Origin of the sequence: Hydrobacter penzbergensis, from assembly GCF_900106985.1 — a bacterium.
GTDB lineage: Bacteria > Bacteroidota > Bacteroidia > Chitinophagales > Chitinophagaceae > Sediminibacterium > Sediminibacterium magnilacihabitans.
The window spans coordinates 15,048-41,850 of the sequence record NZ_FNNO01000009.1 but is presented as its reverse complement, the minus strand read 5'-3'; the positions used below and the strand labels follow the sequence as shown (position 1 = coordinate 41,850).

General features: G+C 46.3%; 21 protein-coding genes. 10 read left to right on the top strand and 11 right to left on the bottom strand.

Features of this window, described 5'->3' with window-relative positions:
* The first annotated feature begins 68 nt into the window (after positions 1-68).
* Entirely contained in the window at positions 69-1,592 is a 1,524-nt protein-coding gene (locus BLU98_RS10805; protein WP_257574904.1) for an N-acyl-D-amino-acid deacylase family protein, read from the top strand.
* Position 1,593: 1 nt separating this feature from the next.
* Positions 1,594-2,772, top strand: coding sequence for a dipeptidase (locus BLU98_RS10800; protein ID WP_092724043.1), 1,179 nt, complete (start codon positions 1,594-1,596; stop codon positions 2,770-2,772).
* 8 nt (positions 2,773-2,780) lie between these two features.
* On the opposite strand, the gene BLU98_RS10795 is transcribed toward BLU98_RS10800, so the two are convergent.
* The 3 genes from BLU98_RS10795 to BLU98_RS10785 form a co-directional block, all read right to left on the bottom strand.
* The gene (locus BLU98_RS10795; protein WP_092724042.1) at positions 2,781-4,334 is read right to left on the bottom strand and encodes a serine hydrolase domain-containing protein; all 1,554 of its coding nucleotides are present in this window, start codon (positions 4,332-4,334) and stop codon (positions 2,781-2,783) included.
* A 17-nt stretch (positions 4,335-4,351) separates the two neighbouring features.
* Positions 4,352-6,361 (bottom strand): alpha-ketoacid dehydrogenase subunit alpha/beta, encoded by a 2,010-nt coding sequence (locus BLU98_RS10790; RefSeq protein WP_092724150.1) that lies wholly within the window; start codon positions 6,359-6,361, stop codon positions 4,352-4,354.
* A gap of 87 nt (positions 6,362-6,448) precedes the next feature.
* Positions 6,449-7,216 (bottom strand): Bax inhibitor-1/YccA family protein, encoded by a 768-nt coding sequence (locus BLU98_RS10785; RefSeq protein ID WP_257574903.1) that lies wholly within the window; start codon positions 7,214-7,216, stop codon positions 6,449-6,451.
* A gap of 347 nt (positions 7,217-7,563) precedes the next feature.
* Here BLU98_RS10785 and BLU98_RS10780 point away from each other — a divergent pair, with 347 nt between their 5' ends.
* The 4 genes from BLU98_RS10780 to BLU98_RS10765 all read left to right on the top strand — a co-directional run bounded on the left by BLU98_RS10780 (position 7,564) and on the right by BLU98_RS10765 (position 15,686).
* A complete protein-coding gene (locus BLU98_RS10780) occupies positions 7,564-10,704 on the top strand; it encodes a SusC/RagA family TonB-linked outer membrane protein (RefSeq protein ID WP_092724041.1) in 3,141 nt (1,046 codons plus the stop codon).
* A 19-nt stretch (positions 10,705-10,723) separates the two neighbouring features.
* Complete coding sequence (locus BLU98_RS10775; protein ID WP_092724040.1) at positions 10,724-12,529, top strand: RagB/SusD family nutrient uptake outer membrane protein; 1,806 nt, start codon at positions 10,724-10,726, stop codon at positions 12,527-12,529.
* Between the two features lie 73 nt (positions 12,530-12,602).
* Positions 12,603-14,798 carry a hypothetical protein gene (locus BLU98_RS10770; RefSeq protein WP_257574902.1) on the top strand — a complete coding sequence of 732 codons (2,196 nt, stop codon included), beginning with the start codon at positions 12,603-12,605 and terminating at the stop codon, positions 14,796-14,798.
* 24 nt (positions 14,799-14,822) lie between these two features.
* Entirely contained in the window at positions 14,823-15,686 is an 864-nt protein-coding gene (locus BLU98_RS10765; protein WP_092724039.1) for an ROK family protein, read from the top strand.
* Positions 15,687-15,708: 22 nt separating this feature from the next.
* On the opposite strand, the gene BLU98_RS10760 is transcribed toward BLU98_RS10765, so the two are convergent.
* On the bottom strand, positions 15,709-16,584 hold the full coding sequence (locus BLU98_RS10760; RefSeq protein ID WP_257574901.1) for a polysaccharide deacetylase family protein: 876 nt from the start codon (positions 16,582-16,584) through the stop codon (positions 15,709-15,711).
* A 97-nt stretch (positions 16,585-16,681) separates the two neighbouring features.
* Here BLU98_RS10760 and BLU98_RS10755 point away from each other — a divergent pair, with 97 nt between their 5' ends.
* Positions 16,682-18,529: a 2-oxoacid:acceptor oxidoreductase subunit alpha gene (locus BLU98_RS10755; RefSeq protein WP_092724037.1), complete on the top strand. Its 1,848-nt coding sequence runs from the start codon at positions 16,682-16,684 to the stop codon at positions 18,527-18,529.
* 3 nt (positions 18,530-18,532) lie between these two features.
* Here BLU98_RS10755 and BLU98_RS10750 read toward each other — a convergent pair whose 3' ends face one another.
* On the bottom strand, positions 18,533-20,764 hold the full coding sequence (locus BLU98_RS10750) for an FUSC family protein (protein ID WP_092724036.1): 2,232 nt from the start codon (positions 20,762-20,764) through the stop codon (positions 18,533-18,535).
* 51 nt (positions 20,765-20,815) lie between these two features.
* Here BLU98_RS10750 and BLU98_RS10745 point away from each other — a divergent pair, with 51 nt between their 5' ends.
* A complete protein-coding gene (locus BLU98_RS10745) occupies positions 20,816-22,399 on the top strand; it encodes an FMN-binding glutamate synthase family protein (protein ID WP_092724035.1) in 1,584 nt (527 codons plus the stop codon).
* Positions 22,400-22,600: 201 nt separating this feature from the next.
* Here BLU98_RS10745 and BLU98_RS10740 read toward each other — a convergent pair whose 3' ends face one another.
* The 3 genes from BLU98_RS10740 to BLU98_RS10730 form a co-directional block, all read right to left on the bottom strand.
* The gene (locus BLU98_RS10740) at positions 22,601-23,668 is read right to left on the bottom strand and encodes a Fic family protein (RefSeq protein WP_092724034.1); all 1,068 of its coding nucleotides are present in this window, start codon (positions 23,666-23,668) and stop codon (positions 22,601-22,603) included.
* A gap of 326 nt (positions 23,669-23,994) precedes the next feature.
* On the bottom strand, positions 23,995-24,237 hold the full coding sequence (locus tag BLU98_RS10735) for a ribonuclease HepT family protein (protein WP_092724033.1): 243 nt from the start codon (positions 24,235-24,237) through the stop codon (positions 23,995-23,997).
* Positions 24,238-24,261: 24 nt separating this feature from the next.
* Positions 24,262-24,576 (bottom strand): nucleotidyltransferase family protein, encoded by a 315-nt coding sequence (locus BLU98_RS10730; protein WP_092724032.1) that lies wholly within the window; start codon positions 24,574-24,576, stop codon positions 24,262-24,264.
* 84 nt (positions 24,577-24,660) lie between these two features.
* Here BLU98_RS10730 and BLU98_RS17835 point away from each other — a divergent pair, with 84 nt between their 5' ends.
* On the top strand, positions 24,661-24,795 hold the full coding sequence (locus BLU98_RS17835) for a hypothetical protein (protein WP_257574900.1): 135 nt from the start codon (positions 24,661-24,663) through the stop codon (positions 24,793-24,795).
* A 139-nt stretch (positions 24,796-24,934) separates the two neighbouring features.
* Positions 24,935-25,267, top strand: coding sequence for an MmcQ/YjbR family DNA-binding protein (locus tag BLU98_RS10725; RefSeq protein WP_092724031.1), 333 nt, complete (start codon positions 24,935-24,937; stop codon positions 25,265-25,267).
* A gap of 129 nt (positions 25,268-25,396) precedes the next feature.
* On the opposite strand, the gene nth is transcribed toward BLU98_RS10725, so the two are convergent.
* The 3 genes from nth to BLU98_RS10710 all read right to left on the bottom strand — a co-directional run bounded on the left by nth (position 25,397) and on the right by BLU98_RS10710 (position 26,710).
* Positions 25,397-26,041 (bottom strand): endonuclease III, encoded by a 645-nt coding sequence (gene nth, locus BLU98_RS10720; RefSeq protein ID WP_092724030.1) that lies wholly within the window; start codon positions 26,039-26,041, stop codon positions 25,397-25,399.
* Between the two features lie 42 nt (positions 26,042-26,083).
* Entirely contained in the window at positions 26,084-26,308 is a 225-nt protein-coding gene (locus BLU98_RS10715) for a hypothetical protein (protein WP_092724029.1), read from the bottom strand.
* Positions 26,309-26,407: 99 nt separating this feature from the next.
* Positions 26,408-26,710 (bottom strand): FtsB family cell division protein, encoded by a 303-nt coding sequence (locus BLU98_RS10710; protein WP_092724028.1) that lies wholly within the window; start codon positions 26,708-26,710, stop codon positions 26,408-26,410.
* Between the last annotated feature and the right edge of the window lie 93 nt (positions 26,711-26,803).

Genomic DNA, 26,803 nt, shown 5'->3' with positions numbered 1-26,803 from the left:
GAATTCTCTTCCAATAACTTTTAACCAGTCCTATGCGAATACTAGTACTTCTCTTTCTATGCTGTCCAATGCTGGTTCACGCGCAACAAGCTGATATCCTCATTAAAAATGGCAGGATCATCGATGGTACCGGTAATTCCTGGGTCTATGGAGACATTGCTATCCGAAATGGCAAGATTGTTCAGACTGGTCGCCTCTCTCATTGGCAAGCGAACAGGATCATTGATGCATCCGGACTGGTAGTAGCGCCCGGATTCATTGATGTGCATACGCACCTCGAGGGCGAGGAGAAAAAAGTACCCGAAGCGGCCAACTTCATTTATGATGGTGTTACCACTGCTGTTACGGGTAATTGCGGGTCATCGAATACCAACCTGGGACATTATTTTGCGATGCTCGACAGCCTGAAACTTTCCATCAACGTGGCATCGCTCATTGGCCATAACGATGTACGCAAAGCTGTGCTGGGCAATGCCAACAGGGACCCCAATGAAGCCGAAATGCAACAGATGGAAGGGATCGTGGAACAAGCTATGAAAGATGGAGCAGTAGGTTTTTCAACAGGATTGATTTATATACCCGGTACTTATTCCAAAACCGAAGAAGTGGTGCGGCTCGCCAAAGTAGCGGCAAAATACAATGGCGTCTATGCCAGTCATATACGCGATGAAGGCGACAGCGTAGTACAGGCCATTGAAGAAGCGCTGCACATAGGACGTGAAGCAAAGATGCCCGTAGAAATATCGCATTTCAAACTGAGCGGCCAGCAGAACTGGGGCAGAAGCCGCGAAACCATTCCACTGATCATCCGCGCGCGTAAGGAAGGATTGGACGTTACCATTGACCAGTATCCTTATACGGCCAGCAGTACTTCGCTAAGCACTTTGTTACCAGACTGGGTTTTGGCAGATGGTCATGATTCGATTCGTGCGCGCCTTGCAAGACCTGCAGTAAGAAAAGAAGTGATCGATTATATGCTCGGGCGTTTGAAAAAAAGAAAGTTGAGTCATTTCAGTTACCCCGTAGTAGCTACATTCAAGCCCGATAGCAGCTACAATGGTAAAAGCATTGAAGCCGTGAACCTGATGAAAGGCAAAAAACACAAAGCTTCAGAAGAAGCGGCCACTGTTGTGGAAATGATGGAACAAGGCGATGCATCGATGGTATTTCATGGCATGAGTGAAGGGGATGTGAAAGCGATCATGCAATATCCTTACGACATGTTCGCCTCCGATGCCAGCATCCGCGTTTTCAACCAGGGTAATCCACATCCGCGCGGATACGGCACCAATGCCAGGGTGTTGAGCAAATATGTGCGGGAAGAAAAAATACTCTCACTGGAAGAAGCCATTCGCAGAATGACTTCCCTTCCTGCTCAAAAATTTCAGTTGAAAGACCGCGGTTTATTGAGAGAAGGATTTGCCGCCGATATCGTGATATTCGATGAAAAAGAAGTGCAGGATCATGCTACGTATGACAAGCCGCATCAGTATTCCACCGGGTTCAGGTACGTAATCGTAAACGGACATTTAACTGTTGATGATGGCAAGCATAACGGTACAAGAGCCGGCATCGTCTTAAAAAAACAATAGTATGAAGTATTTCTCTCCCTGGTTGTTCGCATTGTTGCTACCGGCAGGTATGCAGGCGCAGGCTTACCAGAAACTGCATGCCAAAGCCACTGTGGTGGATACGCACAACGATGTGCTTACCCAATCGCTCGAAAAAAATGTGGTCTTCGATGAAGACATGAAAACCTTCGCCCACTCAGACCTGCGCCGCATGCAACAGGGAGGCATTGATGTGCAGGTATTCTCGGTATGGTGTGATGGCTCTTATGGAAAAGGAAGGGCTTTTGCAAGGGCCAACAGGGAAATCGATACACTGTACGAATGGGTGAAACGGAATCCTGCCAGCATGATGATCGTTAAAACACCTCACGACCTACAGCAAGCTGTGAAAACAAAAAAGCTGGCTTGCATGATGGGTGTGGAAGGAGGCCACATGATAGAGAACAACCTGCAATACCTCGATAGCCTTTATAAAAGAGGCGTACGGTATATGACACTTACCTGGAACAACTCTACGCCCTGGGCTACTTCGGCGATGGATGAAAGTTCAGGCAAAGTTACCAACGCCAAAAAAGGACTGAATGATTTTGGTATACAGGTGGTGAAACGCATGAATCAACTGGGTATGATGGTAGACCTTTCGCATGTAGGGGAACAGACTTTCTGGGATGCCATTCACACCACCACCAAACCCGTTATTGTATCGCATAGTTGTGCCTACACGCTTTGCCCGGTATTCCGCAACCTGAAAGACGACCAGATAGATGCTGTTGGAAAAAATGGCGGTGTGATACACCTGAATTTCTTTTCCGGTTTTCTCGACAGTAGTTTCCAGCGCAAGCTCGATCTCTTCAATGCGCGGCATAAAGAAGAAAGAGATACGATACTTAAAATGAATCCCGAGCCTTTTTTTGCCGACAGTTACCTGGCAGAGAAATACGCCGATGAAGTAAAAGAACTGCGGCCACCCCTTTCACTCCTGATTGACCACATCGATTATATTGTAAAAAGGATTGGGATAGACCATGTGGGATTGGGATCTGATTTTGATGGCATTACTTCCGCGCCCATCGGGCTCGATGATGTAAGTTGTTATCCACTGGTTACCAAAGCGCTGAAAGAACGCGGCTATAGTAACGGCGCTATTAGAAAAATACTGGGCGAGAATTTCCTCCGGGTATTCGCGGCCAACAGCAGATAAGCCTTTGCTTACCGGGCAATATTCCGGATATGGTATTCCTGTATCAATGCAGGGTGTTCCGGCGTGAGTGTAAAACTTACAAGGATGTTTGTGTTTGTACCATATAACGTAAATGAGCCTCGCAGTTGATTTTCCGGCATCACTTTGCCTACCCTGGTAATGGTTCCGGCTTTTTCAAACATTTCTTTGGCTTCTTTTTTTAACGCATCGATCAAGTAGTCAGCAAAAAAATTCTCCGCAAAAATGCCGCTGGATGCAGCGCCATCCCAGCTGGGTAATAATTTCAATAATGCTGCTTGTCTTTCTTTCAGAATATCAGACGGAGGCAAAGACGCAGGTTTCAATTTTGCAGCCCTGATCAGCGTATCCAACACTTGCAGGTTGATGGCGCTGGTACTGGCATAAGTCACGTTCGCAAACAATATCACGCCTAAACCGTATTCGGGCAGTATCTTCCAGTTACTGCCAAAGCCCGGCAATCCGCCGCTGTGTTCAATGATGATTCTTCCTTCGCAGTCTTTGGACCATCTTAAACCATATCCATAAGCACTAACCACCGGACACTTTCTTCCATCAGGATAAGTGAACTGTGCATTGAGGCCGCTGAAACGCCAGGGTTGGTGCATTTCACGTATAGAACTTCTTTTCAACGGGCCTTGTTCTGCATCATTGCGCGGTGGCCATGCCTGCTGGTGCAATGCCACATATTTACTGAACGATTCTATCGAAGTGATCATGCCGCCCATGGCGCCATAAATGCCGTCATGCAAAAGGGCTTCTGTTTTCCAATTACCATCAATCCAACGATAACCATGCGCCAGTTGCGCCGCAGGAACACGGCTGTATTCATACATGGCCTGGTTCATGTTCAATGGCTTCCAGATATGTTCGGCAATATATTCGCTATAAGGTTTGCCTGTTACTTTTTCTATGATGTACCCCAGGCTGGCAAAGCCCAGGTTGCTGTATTCATAGGCAACACCCGGCACGTTCGAAAATGAAATTCCTTTTTTGATCAATTGCAGTAATGCTTCTCGGGTGTCTGCCAACTGCCGGTCGCCCCAGGGATTGTCTTCCGGAAAACCGGCAGCATGCGTAAGCAGGTGGCGAATGGTAATGACCGGTGCATCGCTGGTGAGTTGCTGATTGCGTATCTCAGGTATGTATTTCGATACGGGATCATCCAGTTGCAGTTTACCCTGGTCGCGCAATTGCAGGATGGCCATGGCGGTAAAGCTTTTAGACATGGATGCAATACGGAACATAGCCGTAGTAGTAGCCGGTATTTTATTTTCCAGGTCAATATAGCCGCCGCTGCCCTTGTACACCAGCTTGCCATCGAGCATGATACCAAAAGCGTATCCGGGAAAATGATTCTTCTCCGCATAGGAAGCATATAGTTGCGCTACAACAGGGAACAAAGCTTCCATGCGTTGCAGCCGGTCTTTGTCTTCAAATACAGGTGCATGATACTGTTCTTTTTGTTGTGCCACTGATAACATCGGGCACAAAGAACAAAGCAAAACCATTCCTTTAAAAAGAAGAAACAATCGTTTATGCATAGCTATAGATTGAAGCATTAATAAGCTTCCAGTTTCTTTATGCACTCATCCAAACGGCTTTCCGCCATGAAATTCTTTTCCAGTTCTGTGTTGAACGGAACAGGCGTATCCAGCGAAGCGCAGCGCATCACAGGAGCATCCAGCAATTCATAACAATGCTCTCCTACCCAGGCCGCCACTTCTGCACCGATGCCACCTGTCAGTGTATCTTCATGCAGGATCAATACTTTGCCTGTTTGCTTTACCGCTTTGCGTATCGCTTCGTAATCGAGTGGTAGTAAGGTTCTGAGGTCGAGCAGGTGCAGGGAAATCTCCGGGTGTTGTTGCTGGTAATGCAATGTCCAGTGCACACCCATTCCATAACTGATCACGGTAATATCTTCTCCCTGCTGCACTACCCGCGCCTTGCCGATCTCCACTTCATAAGGCTGACCTGGAAAATGGCCGCTGATACTTCTGTACAACGCTTTGTGTTCGAAATATAAAACCGGGTTCGGATCATTGATGGCTGCAATGAGTAATCCTTTTGCATCGTGCGGCGAAGAAGGATACACCACTTTCAAACCGGGCACATGCGTGAACCAGGCTTCATTGCTTTGCGAATGGAAAGGACCGGCTCCTACTCCGCCTCCTGTTGGCATGCGGATGACCACATCTGCCGGTTGTCCCCAACGGTAATATATTTTTGCCAGGTTGTTGACGATCTGGTTGAAGCCCATCGTAACAAAATCGGCAAACTGCATTTCTACTACCGATTTGAATGCTTCCAGGCTCAATCCTAATGCTGTTCCGATCACTGCACTTTCACAAAGCGGTGTGTTGCGCACCCGCTCCTTGCCAAACTGTTCTACAAATCCTTCCGTGATCTTGAATGCGCCGCCATATTCGGCAATGTCTTGCCCCATGAGCACCAGGTGTGTGTGCTTTTCCATGCTCTGCTTCAACGCTTCCGTAATTGCATCGATAAAACGTTTGGCGGGCTCATCCGTTACAGGTTCGGGTTCATCGACCCTGTTGGCCAACGACCATTGGCTGTGGATCACCGATTGTTTCGCATATACATCCCGCAATTCTTCGGCAGTATCGGGTATCATGGGTTGTGCATCGAAAGCATGCTGCAGTTCTTCTTCAATATAATCCTTAAACCCATTGCGGATATTGGTTATTTCCGTTTGAGTGAGCACTTTTTCTGCGAGCAGGTATTGTTCAAAACTTCTCACCGGATCCTGCTGTACCCATTTTTTGAACAGCTCCTGCGGCACATATTTGGTGCCGCTGGCTTCTTCATGTCCGCGCATGCGGAAAGTCATGCACTCTACCAGGTAAGGTTTCCTGTTCCTGATGCAATATTCACGCACGCCTTTGATGGTATCATATACTTCCAGCACATTATTTCCATTGATCCGAACGCCTTCCATACCATATCCTCTGGCTTTGTCAACCAGGTTTTGGCAGCGGTATTGTTCGCTTACGGGCGTACTCAATCCGTAGCCGTTGTTTTCAATAAGAAATATCACCGGCAGATCCCATACAGCCGCTATGTTCAGGGCTTCGTGAAAATCTCCTTCGCTCGTGCCGCCATCGCCCGAATAGGCTAACGATACTTTTTGTTCTTTGCGAAGCTGGTGCGCCAGGGCTACTCCATCGGCCAATGCCAGTTGCGGTCCCAGGTGAGAGATCATACCACATATATGATGCGCTTTGCTGCCAAAATGAAAACTGCGTTCCCTGCCCTTGCTGTACCCGTCTTTATTTCCCTGCCACTGCATGAACAATTTTTGCAGCGACATCTGCCGGGAAGTGAACACACCCAGGTTGCGATGCAATGGCATGATCCATTCATTTTTCTGAAGGGCCAGCGTACTGCCTACGGCAATGGCTTCCTGTCCGATGCCACTGAACCATTTACTGATCCTGCCCTGTCGTAACAGCACCAGCATTTTCTCCTCGATCATCCTGGGCAGTAAAAGATTCCGGTAGATATAGATCAATTCATCGTTGCTCAATTCCTTTCTGAAGAAATTCATGTGTATCAGATTTCTTGCTCCAAGATAGAAAGAAATGCAATTAAAAAAGCCGCCCGGAGGCGGCTTCAACATTATCTGATAATGATTTTAGTTTCTGTTCGAAAGTTTGCTCAACAATTTGAGTATTTCAATGTACAGCCAGATGATGGTAACCATTAGTCCGAATGCACCATACCATTCCATGAACTTGGGAGCGCCTCTTTCTGCACCCTGCTCGATCATATCGAAATCAAGGATCAGGTTCAACGCTGCAATAGCTACTATAAACAGGCTGATGCCAATGCTCAGCGGGCTGCTGTCGTACATGAAGCTGATGTTCACACCAAACCAGCGCAGCACCATAGTAATGAGATAAAAGATCGCAATACCCAATGTTGCCGAGAATATGATGGATTTGAATTTTTCCGTAGCCTTGATGACACGGAAATTATAGAGCAGGAACATGGCAATGGCCACACCAAAAGTGAGTCCTACCGCCTGCATGATCAACCCGGGATAGCTTTTGGCAAAAGCTGCATTCAATATTGCAGAAATACCGCCGATAAAAAGACCTTCCAGTATGCCATAAGCGGGTGCCAGGTAAGGCGCCCAGTTGGGTTTGAAAGAAATAGCGAATGCGCTGATCAGCCCGCCGATCGCTCCCACGATCATAAGGACCATCATGGTATCCTGCTTGAACTGATCGTACAGGTGCCAGCTGTAACCGGCGCCTGCAATCACCATCAACATCAAAAAGCCGAACTTGTTAATCGCCCCACGCACACTCATGGTACCTTGTGCCGCTGATTCCAGCTGCAAACTCCTGTCAAACATCTTTTCCGAAAGAGTAGGGTTACCCGATTTAAAAATTGCCATAGTTTTTACGTTTTATCTGTCTCAAAAGTACAAATTCCCTGCCTGATTCATAACCGGAAAAAATGACAGGTCGCTAATTTTAACGTTCCAGGAGCAATTGATATACAATGGGTTCATGCCTGTCTAATGCCCACAGTAATATTTTCAAATCTGCTGAAGGCAACAAGGATATATACCTGATTGTGCGTAGAGGTGATGAAAAATAAATTCATGAACGGGTCCTGCCTCCGTTTATTTTTTTCTTTGTTATTAATTTTTTTTATTAATATTGATATGTTAATTATTTCAATATTTGCTAAATCGATTTAGTTTATTACTTAATCGATTTAGCGTAACCTTGTTTGCTTATGAATCAATCTAACTTTGCGGCCGGCAGACGCATGCTCACCTGCCTATGTATGTACACGTTGACCAGCCTCCTTTTTTATCAGCCCCTTTTCGCTGGTAGCGTAAAAAACAGTATCCCTGCACCAGACTACCAGAACAAACGCCCACCAGCCGATGTAAGGGTCTCGGGTACTACAAAAGACCGGCTGGGCACGCCGATGTCCGGCGTAACGGTACAGGTAGTGGGGCGCCCAGACATAGTGACCACCACAAATGCCAAAGGTCGCTTCTCCATTACCGTTCCTGAAAAAAGCTCCTTACAGTTTTCGTATGTAGGGTACAAAAATCAGGTCATTGCGGTTAATATGCTGGAGATGGATATTACAATGGAAGCAGCCCAGGGCAGCTTGCAGGAGGTGGTAGTCGTGGGTTTCGGACGCCAACGCAAAATAAGCGTTATCGGCGCCCAGTCTACAATCAATCCCGAAGAACTTAAACTGCCTGTTGCCAATATCAACACCCTGCTAGCCGGTCGGATTGCAGGTGTTATCGGCGTACAGCGCAGCGGCCAGCCGGGACAAAACAGCTCTGATATCTGGATAAGGGGTATCACTTCTTTCGGCGGTGGCTCCTCTGCCCCCCTCATCCTGGTAGACGGTGTGGAACGCCCCATCAGCAATATCGATCCGGAAGACATTGCTTCATTTACCATTCTCAAAGATGCCGCGGGTACAGCGGTTTATGGTGTACGCGGCGCCAATGGCGTTATCCTCATCACAACAAAAATCGGTAAACAGGGCAAACCCCAGGTAAGATTCGATTACAGCGAGGGCCTGGTCACTTTTGTTAAATTACCACAGATGGCCGACGCCAAAACCTATATGGAAGCGGCAAATGAATCTTTTACCACTAGGGGACAAACAGCGAAGTATTCGCCCGATTATATCCAGAAAACACTTTCAGGAGCAGATCCTGAACTGTACCCGAATGTTGACTGGTTCAATGCGCTTTATCGGAAGTTCGGTATGTTAAGGCGGGCAAATGTAAATGTAAGTGGTGGCTCCGATTTCCTCCGCTATTACGGCTCTGTATCCTATTATGATGAAACCGGTCTGCTCAAAACCGGCAGCCTGCAGAAATACAATTCTGATCTGCGGTTTAAACGGTTCAATGTTACCTCCAACGTAAATATGAACATTACCAAAACCACCAAACTGGACCTGGGTATCCGCGGATGGTTTACCAACAGTAACCGCCCGGCCCTCTCCACAGAGGATATCTTTGGGTCGGCAATGAGCACACCACCGACTGAATACCCGTTGGAATACAAAGGTGGGTTCGTTCCTGGTAAAAACCCGAACGGCGGTTACCGCAACCCCTGGGCCGACTTAACCCGGCGGGGTTATGCCACGGATTTTCAAAATTCCATTGCTTCCAACCTGCGGCTCACCCAGGATCTGGTGTCGTTGCTGAAAGGCCTGTCTGTCACCACCATGTTCGCATTCGATGCGTTCAACACCATGACCATTTCGCGCAGCAAAAGGGAAGACACTTTTTTCCCCGACCCCAACCAGCCGCGTAACGCTGATGGTTCACTCAACCTTAAAAGGACTTATGTAGGCAGTGGCAATTACCTGAACTACAACAGAAGCAACGGTGGTAACAGGCGGTTTTACAGCGAGTCATCGCTCAATTACAACAATACATTCGGGAAGCACCGCGTAGGCGGACTGGTGCTCTTCTACACAGATGATTACCAGAACCAGTTTGCCGGAGACTTCACATCGTCGATTCCTGAACGTTATCTCGGCCTGGCTTCCAGGATTACTTATTCTTACGACGATCGCTATTTTATTGAGGGCAACCTTGGTTATAACGGTTCTGAAACCTTTGCCCCCGATAAAAGATATGGTACTTTCCCTGCATTTGGCCTGGGATGGATTCCATCGAACGAAAAATTCTTTGCACCCGTTAAAAAAGTCATCACCTACCTCAAATTCCGCTATTCTGATGGTCTTACCGGTATCGGAAGAATCGGCGGCAGAAGGTTTGCCTATCTCACCCTCATGTCTGATAACGTAAGCGGCTACCGCTTCGACCGCAACTACGGTGAAATGAGAGGGATCAATATCACAGACTACGGTTCCGTTGTTACCTGGGCCCAATCGAGGAAACAGGATCTGGGCATTGAAGTAAAAACCCTGCAGGACCATTTGTCCGTTATAGTCGACCTGTTCAAAGAGAAAAGAACCGGAATCTTTCTGCAGCGTCAGTCACTCCCGGTATTTATGGGACTTAGCAATACGCCCTGGGGCAACCTGGGTGTGGTGGAGAACAAGGGTATTGATGCCACTCTGGAATACAATGGCCGAATCGGTAATGTAAACCTTAGCCTCCGTGGTAATATCACCCACAACAACGATGTCATTCTGGAAAATGATCAGCCAAATCCAAAGTATCCCTGGATGAACCAGAGAGGTCATAACATTCTGGCAAGATGGGGTTATATGGCCGACGGACTGTTCGGCAGCCAGGATGAAATCAATAAAAGTGCGGTACCAGGCGATAAGTCGCAGGTACTGCCGGGAGATATCAAATATAAAGACCTCAACGGCGACGGGCTGATCAACAGCTACGACAAGGTGGTGATTGGCCGTGGCGATGTACCCAATTGGGTTTTTGGTTTCGGGTTTAACGTGGAATACAAAAGATTCAACCTGGGTGCTCTGTTTGCCGGTCAGGCCGGGGCCGATATCATGCTGAGTGGTGACGGTATCTACCCCTTTGCCAATGGCGCAGGCATTACCAATGTTTATGCCAACATCACCAATCGCTGGCAGGATGGTCAAAACAATTCCAATGTATTTTATCCGAGGCTCGCGAATGGTGAAGACCGTAACAGGAACAATACCCAGCCAAGCAGTTGGTGGGTAAGGAATACGGATTTTGTGCGATTAAAAACACTTGAACTGAGTTATAATCTTCCCAAATCCTGGTACAATGGTATTTTCCGTAATGCCTCGGTATACCTGCAGGCCATTAACCCCATCACGTTTTCCAAATTCAAACTCTGGGATGTGGAAAGTACTGTTAATGCAGGCAATGGTGGCCGTTATCCGAACGTCAAATCCTATTCTCTTGGTGTAACCGTTGATTTCTAAATCATTTAAAAGCATTACTATGAAATTTAAACATACAGTACTTGTTTTATTACTATTGGTCCTGGTTTCCACAGGCTGCAAAAAATTCCTCAGCCAGGTACCTGACGACCGGCTGACCATCGAAGAAACCTTCCGGAACCGATCTACCGCGGAGAAATTCCTGGCAAGTGTTTACTCCTATATTCCCCGTGAATGGAGCCAGCGCTTTGTGGGCAACTCCAACTCAGGACCCTGGACAGGCGCTTCGGATGAAGCAGAATACCTTTGGGGATTTGTAGCATCAAACGACATCAATATCGGCTCCTGGGATGCAGGAAGTTGGTTTACCCAGGTATTCTGGAGAGATTTCTACCGCGGCATCCGTTCGGCAAGCATTTTTATCGACAATATCGATAAGGTAACCGTAGACATCAATGATGAACAAAAAAGAAGGTACAAGGCAGAAGCAAGGGCATTGAGGGCCATGTACTATTTCTATCTCACCAGGATTTACGGTCCGGTAGTGCTGATGGGTAACAACGTGATTCCCGTTGATGTACCAGCCTCCTCCATCAACCTCCCGCGCAATTCAATGGATGAATGTGTAGAATTCATTGTTTCTGAACTCGACCTCGCAGCAAAAGATCTGCCAACAAAACCCATCAACGATGGTAATTTCGCCCGCCTTACGAGGGGTATAGCGCTTTCATTCAAAGCAAGAGCCTTGTTACAGGCTGCCAGTCCCCTCTATAACGGGAACACGGACTATGCAGCGCTGAAGAATAAGGATGGAAAACAACTGATCAGCCAGACCTATGATGAAAAAAAATGGCAGCGCGCCGCTGCTGCTTATAAAGCTTTTATTGACGAATTTGTACCCGGTGTTTATACACTGTATCGTAAAAACGATGCCAGCGGCAACTATAGCCCATTCATTTCCCTGCGCGATGTGATGCTGGACCCCTGGAACCAGGAAGTGATCTTCGGCAGACCTGATGATGAAAACGCCCGCAATTACGAAGTAACACCCTATCATAACGGTTATGCATCAGAAGTCAGGGGCAGCGGAGGTCTCGGCGCTACCCAGCGCCAGGTGGATGCTTTCTTCATGGCAAACGGAAGATCGATCACCGATCCGGCCTCTGGCTATGTGGCATCGGGCACCTCTCCCTTCCAAGCACCCGACGATAACCAGAACAGGGATATATTCAACCAATGGGTAAACAGAGAGCCGCGTTTTTATGTAAACATTACTTACGATAACAGGAAATGGCTGAACACGAATTCAGGTGAAGTGATCACCAGGTTATATTTCAAGGGTAATTCGGGCAAGGGAACCAGCAATGATTATTGCCCCACCGGTTACGTCGTACGGAAAGGCGCCAAACTCACCGACTGGAGAAATGGTCAGGGTGTGCAGGTGCAATACCGGCTGGCTAACCTCTACCTCGATTATATAGAGGCGTTGAATGAATATGATCCGGCAAACTCCGACATTCTCAAATACCTCAATATGATCAGGGACAGGGCCGGTATACCGGGATATGGACCTGGAGGACTGGACATCCCCGCCGGCAAAGATGCCATGCGGGCGGCCATCTGGCGTGAAAGGCAGGTAGAGCTGTGCTTTGAAAATGTGCGGTACTTTGATACACGCAGATGGAAAATAGCAGAGCAAACAGATAACGGCCCCGCCATGGGTTTAAACATTGATGGCACCCTGCCGGACTTCTATAACCAGAAACCTTTTGAAACCAGGGTATTCAACAAAAGGCATTATTTCTTCCCCATACCGGAACAGGATATAAATAATAATCCTCAATTGGTACAAAACACCGGCTGGTAATCTGTATTATTCAAGATTGTATTGCCGGTAATATGACACCGGCAATACAATCTTTCTAAAAAACAAAACAACTATGCGATTGTGTAGAGGGTTCATCAAAATCTATTTTTCTGCAGTAAGCCTGCTGCTGCAATCAATCTCTTTTGCCCAGGTTACACCCATTGCCCCAAAAGAAAAAACCGCATTTCAAACAAGCAGTCCCTGGATACCGGAAATCGACGTACGTTCCGATATCGCTATTGTTTATGGCGCGGGCGACAGGCCGGGCCTGAGCTTTGAGCAACGCGTCAAGTCATGGAGGGATAGAGGTTACCAGACCAATTTCATGACAGGCATCGCCTGGGGCGGATACGAAAATTATTTCCTGGGCACATGGGACGGAAAAAATCATTTCAGTGATGGTCAGGTTACCCGCAACGGCGACACCATCTGGCATGGTCACAACGTTCCTTATATTGTACCATCGGCTTCTTTTATTGAATATATGAAGACCGCTGTGATCAAAAAAGTCATCGACGCAGGTATCACATCCATCTTTCTGGAAGAGCCCGAATTCTGGGCAAGGGCCGGGTACAGCGCGGGGTTCAAAGCCGAATGGCAAAAATATTATGGTTCTCCCTGGAAGCCCCAGCATGAATCAGCCGAGAACACCTATCTGTCCAACAAGCTCAAATATCACTTGTATTATAACGCCATAAAAGAAGTTTCTGCCTACGCCAAACAATACGGTAAGCGTAAGGGGCTCAACGTAAAAGTATTCATCCCCACGCACTCCCTTGTAAACTACTCCTCCTGGCAGATCGTGAGTCCCGAAGCAAGCCTCGCATCCCTGCCCGGTATCGATGGGTATATCGCCCAGGTGTGGACAGGCACTTCACGCGAACCGATTTTCTATAACGGGAAAGTCAAAGAAAGGGTGTTTGAAAATGCTTTCCTCGAATATGGCTCCATGGTTTCCATGACAGCACCAACCAAACGAAAATTATTTTTCCTGACCGATCCCATTGAGGACAGGCAAAAAGACTGGCAGGATTACAAGCAAAATTACCAGGCCACTTTTACTGCAAAGCTGTTGTACCCTATGGTAGCGGATTATGAAGTAATGCCCTGGCCAGAACGCATCTATACCCATCCCTATAAAATTGCCGGCACCAACCAAAGTACCTTGATCCCCCGCCCTTACTCCACCCAAATGCAGATCATGGTGAATGCGCTGAACAATATGCCACTGACAAAAAACAAGATCAGCGGTTCCGGCGGCATTGGCGTACTGATGTGCAATTCCCTGATGTTTCAGCGGTTCCCCACACATAATGGTTTTGAAGACCCGCGATTCTCTAATTTTTACGGACAAACATTTCCATTGCTGAAGGCAGGCGTGCCGGTGGAAACCGTGCACCTGGAGAACCTTGCCTACCCCGAAACACTGAAGGGTATCAAAGTATTGATATTGAGTTATTCAAATATGAAGCCCATGAATGCCGATATGCATCGTTACCTTGCAGAATGGGTGAAAAAAGGCGGTGTATTGGTCTATTGCGGCAGGGACAATGACCCTTATCAAAATGTAACGGAATGGTGGAATACCAATGGCAACCATTTTAAAACACCTGCCGAACAGCTGTTTCAATTGTTGAATATTCAGCCTGTTTCAGATGACCAGAAATTCAGTACAGGGAAAGGCACCGTTTACCTGTTACGCAAAAACCCGAAAGAATTTGTAATGGAAGAAGGCGGAAGCTATCGCTTTACAAGTATCATCAGGGAAGCTTTTGAGAAAGATGCAAAAGCGGGCAAGCTGGTATACAAAAACAATTTTTACCTGCAAAGAGGGGCCTACGATATTGTTTCGGTTATGGAAGAAAGCATCAGCAATGAGCCCTTTGTGGTAAAGGGACCAGTTATCGATTTGTTTGATCCGCAATTGCCTCTACTCGATAAAAAAACAGTACAGCCGGGTCAACAGGCTTTCCTGTATAATTTGACGCGGGTGGCCGATAAAAAACACCCCAGCGTGCTGGCTTCTGCTTCGAGGATCTATGACGAACTGGTAAAAAATAATAGCTATTCCTTTATATCCAAAAGCCCCGCAAAGACTACCAATAGCATGCGGGTGTTATTACCTGCAGCACCCAAAGCAATTATGCTATCAGATCATACCGGGGCCGCATTGAAAGAAGTGACAAAAACATGGGATGCTGGTTCGCAAACTTTGTATTTAAGTTTTGAAAACAATCCGGAAGGCACTACGATAAAGCTAAGCTGGTAAAGAAAAGGTGTTAAAATAGAAGACATGTCTGTTGTGTTAGGCGTTGATATCGGGGGATCGCATATAACTGTCGCCCTAGTGGATCTCCATAAACGGTCAGTAGTAACCGGATCGGGAAAAAGAAAATTAGTGAATGCGCGGGGCTCCGCCAGCCAGATACTTGATACCTGGTGTGAAGTGATCAATACTGTTTTTACTGGCATGCCTGCTGAAAGCAGGAGGATCGGTATAGCGATGCCCGGGCCATTCAATTATAAAGAAGGCATTTCGCTGATTGAAGACCAGGATAAATTCAGGTCTCTTTATAAAATGAATATAAAACTGTTGTTGGCAGAGCGCCTCGGCATGGCTGCTGAAAGCATCCGATTTGTAAATGATGCCGCCAGTTTTCTACAAGGCGAGGTCTTTTGCGGGGCCGCCCGTCACTACCACCGGGTATTGGGCTTTACCCTGGGAACAGGACTTGGTTCGGCAATATATAAAGAAGGCGTAGCCACGGATGCAGACTTATGGAAAACAACATTCCGGAATGTTATTGCCGAAGACTACCTGTCCACCCGGTGGTTCACGGGCCGTTACGAGGAGTTAAACGGAGAATCCATTTCAGGAGTAAAAGAAATCCTGGAAGAAAATGACCAGGCAATCATAAAACAGTTATTTCTTGAATTCAGTGAAAACCTTGGCGCTTTTCTTTTGCCGCAACTCAGTCATTTTAACACAGAGGCAGTTGTGTTCGGTGGCAATATTTCCAATGCCCATGCACATTTTCTCCCTACGCTGGAGCAGTTTTTCAAAAAAAGGCAACTGAACATCGTTTTAAAAAAGGCACAATTAAACGAGGATGCATCCCTCCTTGGTGCAGCCAGTTGCTGGGACATAGATAAATGAGGGTCCATCTATGTTAGCTTTATCAGAATGGCTGGTATACAGGAGGTTTGATGCCCGGGTAGTGATCCACTGTTTCCAAAACATAGGCCGGATTCTGTTTGAGCAACTGGATAAAAGCAGACAGGGCCGCCGCGTCTTCCGGCCGCTGGAACATCCGGTCATGCGAAAGGATCACCAGGTGGTTTTTCACATGGGTTTTGTTCCTGGCGAAAGCGCTGTCGACCTCCGCAAGCAGTTTCTGCGGACTTTGAACGGGTCTTGCATTCTTGTGGTTGAAACTCCACTCCACATCCCATCCGAATACATTGTACCCTGCACTGTCGAGCAAAGCGGTAACCGGCCGCACCAACGGCGAAGCCTTCATTTCCCCCTGCCTTACCCAGGCGCTGTTGCCTGGCAGCCTGGCCATTTTATAAGGCACATGCAATTGCTCCTGGGCGTTGGTAAAATCTTCGCCCGTCTGGCTCACCTGTTTGTAAAACCGGTGATAGCCGATAGCTGCATGCGTGGTGCTGTGGTTGGCCAGCAGGAAGGAAGGATAGCTATCTCGGATCATCTTAACGATCTGCATACCATCCGATTTGGCTTTGGCATGCATGGCCACCATGAAAAAGCTGGCTTTCACGCCCAGTTTCCGGCAGGTATCAACACAGGTTACCGTACCGTGTTGGGGACCATCATCGAAAGTGAGGTAAATATATTTTTTGGTGCTGTCGTATGCCAATGGCTGCCAATGGGCAAGCGGATCAACGGCCGCAGGTTTGGCGGGCGCGGCAGCGGACTTCACAATGGAGGCGGTGTCCGAAACTTCCTTTCCGGTTGAAACATTATTACAACTCGCAATACTATTGACCGTTAGCATCAGGATGAATCCCAGCATATTATTTCTGATCGGCATTAACCGTTTTTTTGCCGTCAAATATAGTCGATCTGTTTCCATTACTGTGCATGAACAGTTTATAGTAACTTCGCGTACTATTATAACAGTTTTTGGCATGACAAGAAAAGAAGAGCTCCTCCAGGATGTAGTGATCAAATTTGCAGGCGATAGTGGTGATGGAATGCAACTGACGGGGCAACAGTTTACCAACAATACCGCTTTATTGGGTATAGACCTCGCAACATTTCCCGACTTCCCCGCAGAAATTCGCGCCCCGATCGGCACACTGCCCGGCGTGAGCGGATTCCAGTTGCGTTTTTCCAGCGACATGGTATATACGCCCGGCGACCATTGCGATGTGCTGGTGGCCATGAACGCTGCTGCGTTGAAAGTGAACCTCAAGAGTATCAAACCCGGTGGCAAGATCATTGCCAATGTAGATGGGTTCGACAATAAAAACCTGCGCCTGGCCAATTATCCCGACGGAGTGAATCCTTTGGAAGATGGCAGCCTGGATGCTTATGACCTCACTACCGTTGATGTAACCAAGCTTACGCGTGAAGCGCTGAAAGACTTTACCGAGCTGGGTACCAAGGAAAGAGACCGTGCAAAGAACATGTTTGTGCTGGGTCTTATTTACTGGATGTATAACCGTACACTGGACAGTACCATCGACTTCCTTACAGAAAAATTCGGCAAGAAACCCGGTATCCTGCAAAGCAATATCAAAGTACTGCAGGCAGGTTATAATTATGGCGATACTACAGAAGCTTTTACTACCCGCTACAAGGTAGAGAAAGCCAGGATGAAATCGGGCCTCTATCGCAGCATCATGGGTAACCAGGCTTTGTCGATGGGGTTGATCGCCGCCAGTCAAAAAAGCGGACTGCCCATTTTCCTGGGTACTTATCCCATCACACCGGCATCGGATATTTTACATGAACTGAGCAAGCACAAAGCTTTTGGTGTGCGCACTTTCCAGGCAGAAGACGAGATCGCCGGTATTACATCGGCCATCGGCGCCAGTTATGGCGGTTCATTGGGTGTAACCACTACATCCGGACCCGGTATGGCACTCAAATCCGAAGCCATGGGATTGGCCGTGATGCTGGAAATTCCATTGCTCATTGTAAACATACAGCGCGGCGGACCTTCTACCGGTTTGCCCACCAAAACAGAACAGAGCGATCTGATGCAGGCTTATTACGGACGGAATGGCGAATGCCCCATGCCCATCATAGCCGCCGCCACACCGAGCGATTGTTTCGATGTTGCTTATGAAGCGGTACGCATTGCCGTGCAGCACATGACGCCCGTGATACTGCTCAGTGATGGTTATATTGCCAATGGCGCCGAGCCCTGGAAATTCCCGGTATCGGCAGAATTGCAACCCATTGAAGTGAAATTCAAAAAGCAACTGGATGAAGGGGAAGAAAAATTCCTTCCTTATAAACGCGATGAGAAACTGGTAAGGCCCTGGGCTGTTCCCGGAACGGCTGGGTTGGAGCATCGCATCGGCGGACTGGAAAAACAAGATGTGACAGGTAATGTGAGTTACGACCAGGACAACCACCAGCACATGGTGAAAACACGCCAGGCCAAAGTAGACAAGATTGCCGATTATATTCCTTTGCAAACACTCGACAGCGGACCTCAAAAAGGAAAAGTATTGGTGTTGGGATGGGGCTCTACTTATGGGGCCATTAAAAGCGCGGTAGCTGAATTGCAGGCAGAAGGCAAAGCCGTTAGCCATGCACACCTGCGCTATGTGAAGCCTTTCCCGAGGAACCTGGGTGAGATCATCCGCAATTTTGATAAAGTATTGATTCCTGAGATCAACAACGGGCAATTGGTACGCATCATCCGCGATGAATTCCTGGTAGATGCCAAAGGTTATAACAAGATCATGGGTGTTCCCATTACCAAAAGTGAACTGCTAGATGCCATTGAAGCGATGCTCTAAGCATCACTCATTTTCCGGTTTCAGGTGCAGGCTTATTTTTTGTATATCAGTGGCTATTTTATAAATGAAATAGAACTGATCGGTAATGGATTTGAAATCCGACAACTTTTTGCGCAGTGAAGATTCAATGATGCCTTTCTTCAGTTCTTCCTGTCTTTGCCGCATCAGTTCATTGATGTGCTGGTCCATCAATCGCACACCGGTGGTATCGTACTGCAGGTCATCATCTCCTTTACCAGTTTCTACCAACTGCAAAGACTGTTCAAGATAACGCGTGCTGGCATTGATCAGTGGTTGATAATCTTCCATAACATATTCACTTGAAAGTGAATCGGCATAATAAGTAAGTGTGGCAATATGAGAGACCAGCATGTGGTTGGCCACTACAAACTGGTGGATATGTGGTATATTGATCTGTTTACTCTTCGGCTCCGATAACATGCGTGTAAACGCGTCTGACAGGTTTGCCAACGCCACCCAACTGTTTTTCCTGGCTACATTGGCAACCGCTTTGTCAAAAGGTTTACCTGTAAACGGTGCAGCCGTGAGCCGGTAATACAATATACCATCTTTGAGCACTGTAGCCATGGTTTCATTGATCTGTTCATGCTCCCATACCGGTTGCAACAGGTAACCAAAAATAAAAGCGATCGCTGAGCCGATCAATGTATCAATGATACGGTCGGTGAAAATGACTGCGAAATCTTTCGGGTCGAGCAGGTGAAACATCAGCAACAGATAGAAAGTCATCATCGTTACACTCACCATATACTTCCTCCGCATAAAACTGTAAGTGCCGATCATGGCGAAAGCCAGCACAATCACAATGGCGGTCTTATCCTTCACCAAATACAGAAAGGCCAATCCTATAAGTGCGCCGAGAATAGTGCCTGTAAGCCTTTCTACGTTGCGTTTTTTGGAGAGACTGTATGCAGGTTTCAGTATCACGATCACTGTCAGTAATATCCAGTAACTATGTCCCACCGGCAGGAACTGCGCTACCAGGTAAGCAAAGACCGCTGAAGTAGTGATGCGCAGTGAGTGCCGGAAAATATTCGACTGGAAGCTCAGGTTATCGCGCAACATTTTAGGGTCGATATCCTGGTGCGAAATAAAATCATCGGGGTTGGGTGTGTTAATCTTTTTCCTGCGTAATTTTTTATCGTAGGAGGTATAATGATGCAGGGTCCTGATCCGCGCAGCGATATCATCGATGCTGTCCAGTATATGACGCAGGCTGATGAATCCTTCAATGTTCGAAGGGTTGAGCATGGTGGTGCGTAACTTCTGCAAGTGATCTCTTTCTTCCAGCAACTCTTCATCGATTCGTTGGTCGTATCCCGATGTGGTGCCACTCTTGAGTGCAATGCCTATTTCATCGAGTTCATTGGAAAGAGACACGATGAGTAAACGGTACTCATCCAGTATACCCGTTTCATCAAAATACTTATGCAGCTTTTCATAGTTCTGGTGAGAAGTCATGGCCCGTTCGAACAGGTCGGCCACATCCATGAATATCATCATTAAAACCCGGCTGGTATGCGTGGATTCTTTAACGATGCTCCTGGTTTTGAAGATCAGTTCCGCCACGAGGTTCTGCTTTTCCTGCACAGCGATCTGCCGGGCCAGTAATACCTGGTAATTCTTATCGTAATCCAATTCCTTATCGTAGAAAGTGGCTTTCGCCCGCAGGTAATCGGCAGCCATCATCACATATTCACCCAATGCCTGTTGTATCAATTTATACGGTCGCATGCCGTACAATACCAGGCTGAGTAAAATATACCAGCCGCTTCCTGCTACCAGTATGAGGCTATCGAATAAGATATCCCATCCTTTTGCCGGATGTTCTGTTTGCAACACCATCACCAACAGAGCAGCAACACCAATAGAGCCGGCCCTTGCACCGTATACGCCGATCATGGAAAAAATGAAACAGAAGCCGGTGAGCACAAAAAAGAACAGTGTATGTATGGGCGCCGTTAAAGAAGTGACGATGGATACAAAGAAGATCACGATCGTGCAAACGATGAGTCCGTTCTTGCGATGATGGATAGGACCCGGGTTATCGGGAATGCTTGCCGATAAAGCGCCCAGGGCCATCGTCATGCCCACAGGCAGGTTGCCCAGGTAGCTCCAGATCAGTACAGGCAGGAGTATCGCCGCGGTGATCCTTACCCCTTCGCTCAGGTAATGGCTGCTGATGAAACTGCGGTATTCTTTCAGGTAATCCATCTCCTGTTAAAGATATTTACTTTTGTAGTAGTTTCATCTTAACTATACAACATGCGAAAGATCTTTATCCTTGGTTCAATCCTGGCATTGTTGCTGATCACTGCATTGGCATATTTTCTCGGAACAGGCTGGCTCTGGCTGCTGCTCCTGGTATTGCCCCTGGTGTTGATGGGCATTTATGATATGATCCAGGTCAAGCATTCCATCATGCGCACCTATCCCGTAGTAGGCAGGATGCGTTTCTGGATGGAAGATCTCCGTCCGAAGTTGTACCAGTATTTTGTAGAGTCTGATATCGACGGACGCCCCATCAACCGCATTGATCGTTCTACCATTTACCAGCGTGCCAAACAGCAAACAGATACCATGCCCTTCGGTACGCAACTGGATGTTTATGCAGAAGGATACGAATGGATGAGTCATTCCATCGCGCCGAAAGATTTTCACAAACTCGATCATCAACCGCGCATGCTCGTGGGCAATAAAGGATGTAAACACCCTTATTCCTGCAGCATCCTCAATGTGTCGGCCATGAGTTTTGGCTCGTTGAGTCCGAATGCCATTGAAGCGCTCAATGCCGGCGCACAGATCGGCGGCTTTGCACACAATACAGGTGAAGGGGGCATCAGTCCTTATCACCTGAAACATGGTGGTGATATCATTTGGCAAATAGGTACCGGTTATTTCGGTTGCCGCGATAAAGATGGTTTGTTCTCCAATGAAGGTTTCCGTGAGAATGCCTTGTTGCCGCAAGTAAAGATGATTGAGCTGAAGATTTCACAGGGCGCCAAGCCCGGTCATGGCGGCATCCTTCCAGGCAAGAAGAATACACCCGAGATTGCTGCCATCCGTCATGTAGAACCGTATACTACTATATACTCTCCTACTTATCACAGCGCTTTCAGTACACCACGTGAGTTGGTATTGTTCATCCAACACCTCCGTGATTTATCAGGCGGCAAGCCGGTAGGTTTCAAATTATGCATTGGTCGCAAAAGCGAATTCATTGGCATTTGCAAGGCCATGATCGAGCTGGATATCTATCCCGATTTTATTACAGTAGATGGCGCAGAAGGAGGTACCGGTGCTGCGCCGCAGGAATTTTCCAATTATGTAGGCGCTCCTATGCTCGATGGGCTTGCATTCGTGCACAATATGCTCACCGGTTTCGGTATCCGGGAACATATCAAGATCATTGCATCTGGTAAAATATTATCTGGTTTCCATTTGGTTCGGGCGTTTGCTTTAGGCGCCGATGCCTGCAACAGTGCACGTGCGATGATGATGGCGCTGGGATGTATACAGGCTTTGCAATGCAATACCAATAAATGTCCTACGGGCGTTGCCACACAAGATCCGTCTTTATCGGTTGGGCTGGTTGTAGCCGATAAAAAACAGCGTGTGGCCAATTACCATGCGGCAACAGTAAGCAGCTTTGTTGAATTGCTGGGTGCCGCCGGTATCGATGATTATAAAAAACTTACCCGCTCGCATATATACCGTAGGGTGTTTATGAATGAAGTAAGGACCTTTGAAGATATTTTCCCTTCATTGCAAGCGGGCTGCATGCGAAATGGTCACATCCCTGACCGGTATCGACACGATTATGAGATGGCGGAAATAGACCGTTGGTAATTAATCATATCTGGTGACAACGACGGACTGGATAAAATTGAGTTGGCAAAAACATACCAATTATTGGGAGGTGGTGTTGCTGCTGATTTAGCGCCGATGCCAAAATCGCATTTGGCCATTGTTCCTTCACAAGGGCATGTTACCCTAATGATGCAAACGAAAACTATATTAGGCTATCTGAATAATTTTTTAAAGTAAACATCACGTATTTAGTCGTTTTATATAAACCGTGCCTTTCTTCTCACCAGCTTTGCTAATCATCTGTTGCTGAACTAACAATTGCAGGTCTTTTTTAATGGTGTGAACGGAAAGATCGGGGAGCCCTTTTACAATATCATTCAACTTAACGGGTTGTTTTTCTTCAATGTATTGTATGATCTGTTGCTGTCTTTCATTTATGTAGTTACCCCGTTCTTTGTAAGAAGCATACTTAGCTTCCAGTTTCTCTATCAATATTTCAAGGCTACTTAAAAAAAACAGCATCCATTCACTGATAATTTCTTTATCAGTTCCCCTGAGTTGCTGATCGTGCATTAATACACGGTAGTATTCTTTTTTTCTTTCTTCAATGATATGTTCGAATGAGATGTATTGTGCAAATTCATATCCTGTTCTCAGTAATAATAATGTTGTCAGTAACCGCGACGTCCTTCCATTGCCATCCTGAAAAGGATGGATAGATAAGAATTCATACACGCATAGCCCAATAACCAATAGTGGATGAACAGACGATTGCTGTATAGCTGTATTCACCCAATCAATCATTTCCTGCATTTCCTTTTGTGTCAGGTGGGGTGCAGTTGTATTGAATATGGTTCTTTGATTACCATCAGGGTAATTAGCAACAACGGAGTTGGGTAAATTCTTGTATGCTCCTTTATGTCTTTGGTCTTTGCTGCTATACTTTAATAGAATGGCGTGCATTTGCAGTATGTATGACTCTGATAATTCAATGCTGGATGCATTATCTAAAATAATGTCCAGGGCTTCATAATAACCGAATACTTCTTCTTCATCCCTGCTTTTAAATTCCGTGATCCTGATATTATTTACCAATTGTTGCACTTCTTCGTCTGTCAAAACAGCTCCTTCGATTCTCGTTGAGGAACCGATACTTTCAATGGTGGCAATTTTCCTTAGTTCCCGTAAATAACGATCGCTCTTGTTTTCAATGCTCCCCCATCGTCCTTTAAAAGCATCTATCTTGCCAATTAACTGGATGACTTTTTGCATATCCATGTTATTGAAATCCAGTTTTGAAATATGCATATATCCCTAATTTATCTTTATTTTATCTATAAAGATAGCTATTTCTGTCAAAATATCCTTATTTTACCCTTATTTTATCTATATATAAGTTTGCAGTGTATTATATGCTGCTTATTGGCTAAACCTTTTGTAGCTAATTTCACCAGTGTTTGCAATCTATAGATTGAAACACTTTCCATTTCGCAAGATTACCAGCGACAAAAAAGTCTTTGAGTTTTTAAAAAGAAGGCTTATGCTCCCCAGTACCACAGCTTCCGGTAAACCGACCATAGCACCCACTGCGGCGCCTTGCCATGCCGTATAGCTCGGTGCCCCTATCCCTCTAATTACAAAGAAAATGCTGCTATAAATATAGTAACCGCCCGTACCCACCCTTTGGCAATTTTCTTTCCCCTCAGGTCGTATACTTTTGATGTTTTCTCTCCAATGATTCCAAGTGTCATGCAAACGGCCCTTTCTAGTGTTAGGTCTTCTTCCAAGTCATTTTGGGTTTTATCCCTCATGATAGTATTGAGGTTTTCAATCTCTTTCAAGATGGACTGTATTATCTGCTTGTCAGATTCAGGCATGATGAGAATAATTGAAAGAATAGATTAAATAGACACTTCCTCAGAACTTGCAAGAATGTGCTTACCAGTATCTGATTTTAGGGATTCTCGCGTAAGTAGTTCAACTTTTCTCCCAAGGAGCTGTTCAAGAAAATCTCCCAGGTCAACAATATTGTCAAAGCTTTTTTGCCCCGCTTTAAATTCCAAAACAAAATCAACATCGCTATTGGTTTTAATTTTGGAATCCCCGACAAAAGACCCGAAAACATACATGCGTTCTATTCCAAAAGAACGGATAGTCTTTCCATTTTGAGAAAGACAATACAGTAATTCGGCCTTATTTAAAACCTTTGGTGCCATTGGATAAAGGTACAAATAGGCTTGGGGAATCTTTCCGACAACCCATAAAAGTTGAAGCGCGATTTAGCTTAATTTTACATTGATATGCCCGAACAACAAAACACAGAATACAAACAAAGCTGGCACGATGATTACCTGAAATGGATTTGTGGTTTTGCAAACGCAAATGCCATGGGCATTACTGTTGAGGTTAAGGCGCTGGGGCATTTTACCGATTAAAATGAATTGCACATTAATTGCACATTAATTGCACAAAAGGCGTATGTTGTCTAATTGTTTTGCAATTCAATAAAACTAAGAAGGTCGCTCCAGGGGGGATGCAAACAATATAGCCAGCATAACCTTATTAATAAAAAATATGAATATTGAACAACTCAGAACCTATGCCTTGAGCAAGCCGGATGTGGAAGAAACCCTTCCATTCGGGCCAGACACATTGGTTTTTAAAGTGAAGGGAAAAATGTTCTTATTATGCGGTATGGATGAACAGCCCTTGCAGTTCAATGTCAAATGCGATCCGGATACTGCTATAGAATTGCGGGAACAATATCCCGATACCGTATTGCCCGGCTACCACATGAATAAAAAGCACTGGAATACAGTGATCGTAAATGGGGTATTATCATCCAAACAACTGAAGCAGTTCATAGATGATTCTTATGAACTGGTGGCGGGCACGAAGAAAAAATAATATTGGGCACGTCATCCCGAGCAACGTCACCCTGAACGAGCGAAGCGAGTCGAAGGGGCAGCCGAGGGATCTTCCTGAATGTTCAAGCAGGTCCTTCGGCTCGCTTCGCTCGCTCAGGATGACGGACAATTAAGTGTTTTCTTCTTTATAGTATTTGCACATTTCCTTCAATCCACACTCCGCACATTTGGGATTACGTGCGAGGCATGTATAGCGGCCATGTAGAATGAGCCAGTGGTGCGCTTTGTGTATAAGTTCCTTCGGTATGTATTTGATGAGTTCTTTTTCTACCGCCAATGGAGTAGATGCTTTTTCACTCACCAGCGCCAGGCGTTTGCTTACACGGAATACATGTGTATCAACGGCCATATTGGGCTGGGCATCGATAACACTGGTGATCACATTCGCCGTCTTCCTCCCCACACCAGGAAGCTTTATCAATTCTTCTACTGTCATGGGCACTTCGCCGTTGAATTGCTCCATCAGCATCTGGGCCATTCCTATCAGGTGTTTGGTCTTGTTATTGGGATAGGAAATACTTTTGATCAGCGGGAACAGGTCGTCGAATGTTGCTTTGGACATTTTTTGCGCTGTGGGATATCGTTTGAAAATATCCGGGGTAGTCATGTTCACGCGCTTATCGGTGCATTGGGCAGAGAGAATGACCGCTACCAGTAATTCAAAGGGATTGTCGTAGGTGAGCTCGGTTTCTGCAACCGGCATGTGCTTTTCAAAATAATCAATCACAAACTGGTATCGCTCTTTTTTGGTCATGCATAGTAAAGGTAAGCGTTAGCAATTGATTTGAAACAGCTCCTAATGCTTACTCTTTGCATACTTCAATATGGCCTTTACCGATAACCGGGAGGGAGGTTTGAGCTTTAGCTTATTCAACTGACGGATGCTGCGTTGCAGCAGAGCCAGTTTTTCTTCCAGCTCTATATTGTGCGTTTCCAAAGCCTGATCAATAGCTGCCTTCAGCGACGGAGAGCATTCTTTATAGAGGTACAATATCAGGTCCTCTTCCTTGATTTTTTTCATATTTAATAACAGCGATTGATACCGGTAGATACCACCCTTATTAAAACGGTTCGAGGAAAACAATATTGTAAGGAAAAGCGCAACGAAATAATGACCGGATTATTTTCCGGTGGTCAGGGAATCTTCAATAATATAAATATCCTCCCCGTCTTTTTTCATCAGGTAACGTTCCCGGGCCAGTTTTTCCAGGGCTGCCGGGTTATGCTGGATATCGGTGAGTTCTTTACGGGCCTTTTCTATTTCCTGCTGGTAATATTTTTTCTGGGTCTCCAGTTTTTTCAACTCACCCAGTTTTTCGCGCTGTTGGAAAAAATCGCGCTGGTCGAAAAAAAGCACCCACACCACAAAGAAGGCAGATACCAGGAGGTATTTGTTGGTGAGGAAAGAAGCGGCTTTTTTCATACCCTAAAATTAACAAGAAATATCTTAATTAAAATCGTCATCCTGAGCGACATTGATCGTCATCCCGAGCGCAGCCGAGGGATCTGCCCGAAT

Bases quoted from the DNA above. Each gene is read 5' to 3' on its own strand.
- BLU98_RS10805 (WP_257574904.1), top strand. From the start codon at position 69: ATGCTGGTTCACGCGCAACAAGCTGATATCCTCATTAAAAATGGCAGG.
- BLU98_RS10800 (WP_092724043.1), top strand. From the start codon at position 1,594: ATGAAGTATTTCTCTCCCTGGTTGTTCGCATTGTTGCTACCGGCAGGT.
- BLU98_RS10795 (WP_092724042.1), bottom strand. From the start codon at position 4,334: ATGCATAAACGATTGTTTCTTCTTTTTAAAGGAATGGTTTTGCTTTGT.
- BLU98_RS10790 (WP_092724150.1), bottom strand. From the start codon at position 6,361: ATGAATTTCTTCAGAAAGGAATTGAGCAACGATGAATTGATCTATATC.
- BLU98_RS10785 (WP_257574903.1), bottom strand. From the start codon at position 7,216: ATGGCAATTTTTAAATCGGGTAACCCTACTCTTTCGGAAAAGATGTTT.
- BLU98_RS10780 (WP_092724041.1), top strand. From the start codon at position 7,564: ATGAATCAATCTAACTTTGCGGCCGGCAGACGCATGCTCACCTGCCTA.
- BLU98_RS10775 (WP_092724040.1), top strand. From the start codon at position 10,724: ATGAAATTTAAACATACAGTACTTGTTTTATTACTATTGGTCCTGGTT.
- BLU98_RS10770 (WP_257574902.1), top strand. From the start codon at position 12,603: ATGCGATTGTGTAGAGGGTTCATCAAAATCTATTTTTCTGCAGTAAGC.
- BLU98_RS10765 (WP_092724039.1), top strand. From the start codon at position 14,823: ATGTCTGTTGTGTTAGGCGTTGATATCGGGGGATCGCATATAACTGTC.
- BLU98_RS10760 (WP_257574901.1), bottom strand. From the start codon at position 16,584: ATGCCGATCAGAAATAATATGCTGGGATTCATCCTGATGCTAACGGTC.
- BLU98_RS10755 (WP_092724037.1), top strand. From the start codon at position 16,682: ATGACAAGAAAAGAAGAGCTCCTCCAGGATGTAGTGATCAAATTTGCA.
- BLU98_RS10750 (WP_092724036.1), bottom strand. From the start codon at position 20,764: ATGGATTACCTGAAAGAATACCGCAGTTTCATCAGCAGCCATTACCTG.
- BLU98_RS10745 (WP_092724035.1), top strand. From the start codon at position 20,816: ATGCGAAAGATCTTTATCCTTGGTTCAATCCTGGCATTGTTGCTGATC.
- BLU98_RS10740 (WP_092724034.1), bottom strand. From the start codon at position 23,668: ATGCATATTTCAAAACTGGATTTCAATAACATGGATATGCAAAAAGTC.
- BLU98_RS10735 (WP_092724033.1), bottom strand. From the start codon at position 24,237: ATGCCTGAATCTGACAAGCAGATAATACAGTCCATCTTGAAAGAGATT.
- BLU98_RS10730 (WP_092724032.1), bottom strand. From the start codon at position 24,576: ATGGCACCAAAGGTTTTAAATAAGGCCGAATTACTGTATTGTCTTTCT.
- BLU98_RS17835 (WP_257574900.1), top strand. From the start codon at position 24,661: ATGCCCGAACAACAAAACACAGAATACAAACAAAGCTGGCACGATGAT.
- BLU98_RS10725 (WP_092724031.1), top strand. From the start codon at position 24,935: ATGAATATTGAACAACTCAGAACCTATGCCTTGAGCAAGCCGGATGTG.
- nth (WP_092724030.1), bottom strand. From the start codon at position 26,041: ATGACCAAAAAAGAGCGATACCAGTTTGTGATTGATTATTTTGAAAAG.
- BLU98_RS10715 (WP_092724029.1), bottom strand. From the start codon at position 26,308: ATGAAAAAAATCAAGGAAGAGGACCTGATATTGTACCTCTATAAAGAA.
- BLU98_RS10710 (WP_092724028.1), bottom strand. From the start codon at position 26,710: ATGAAAAAAGCCGCTTCTTTCCTCACCAACAAATACCTCCTGGTATCT.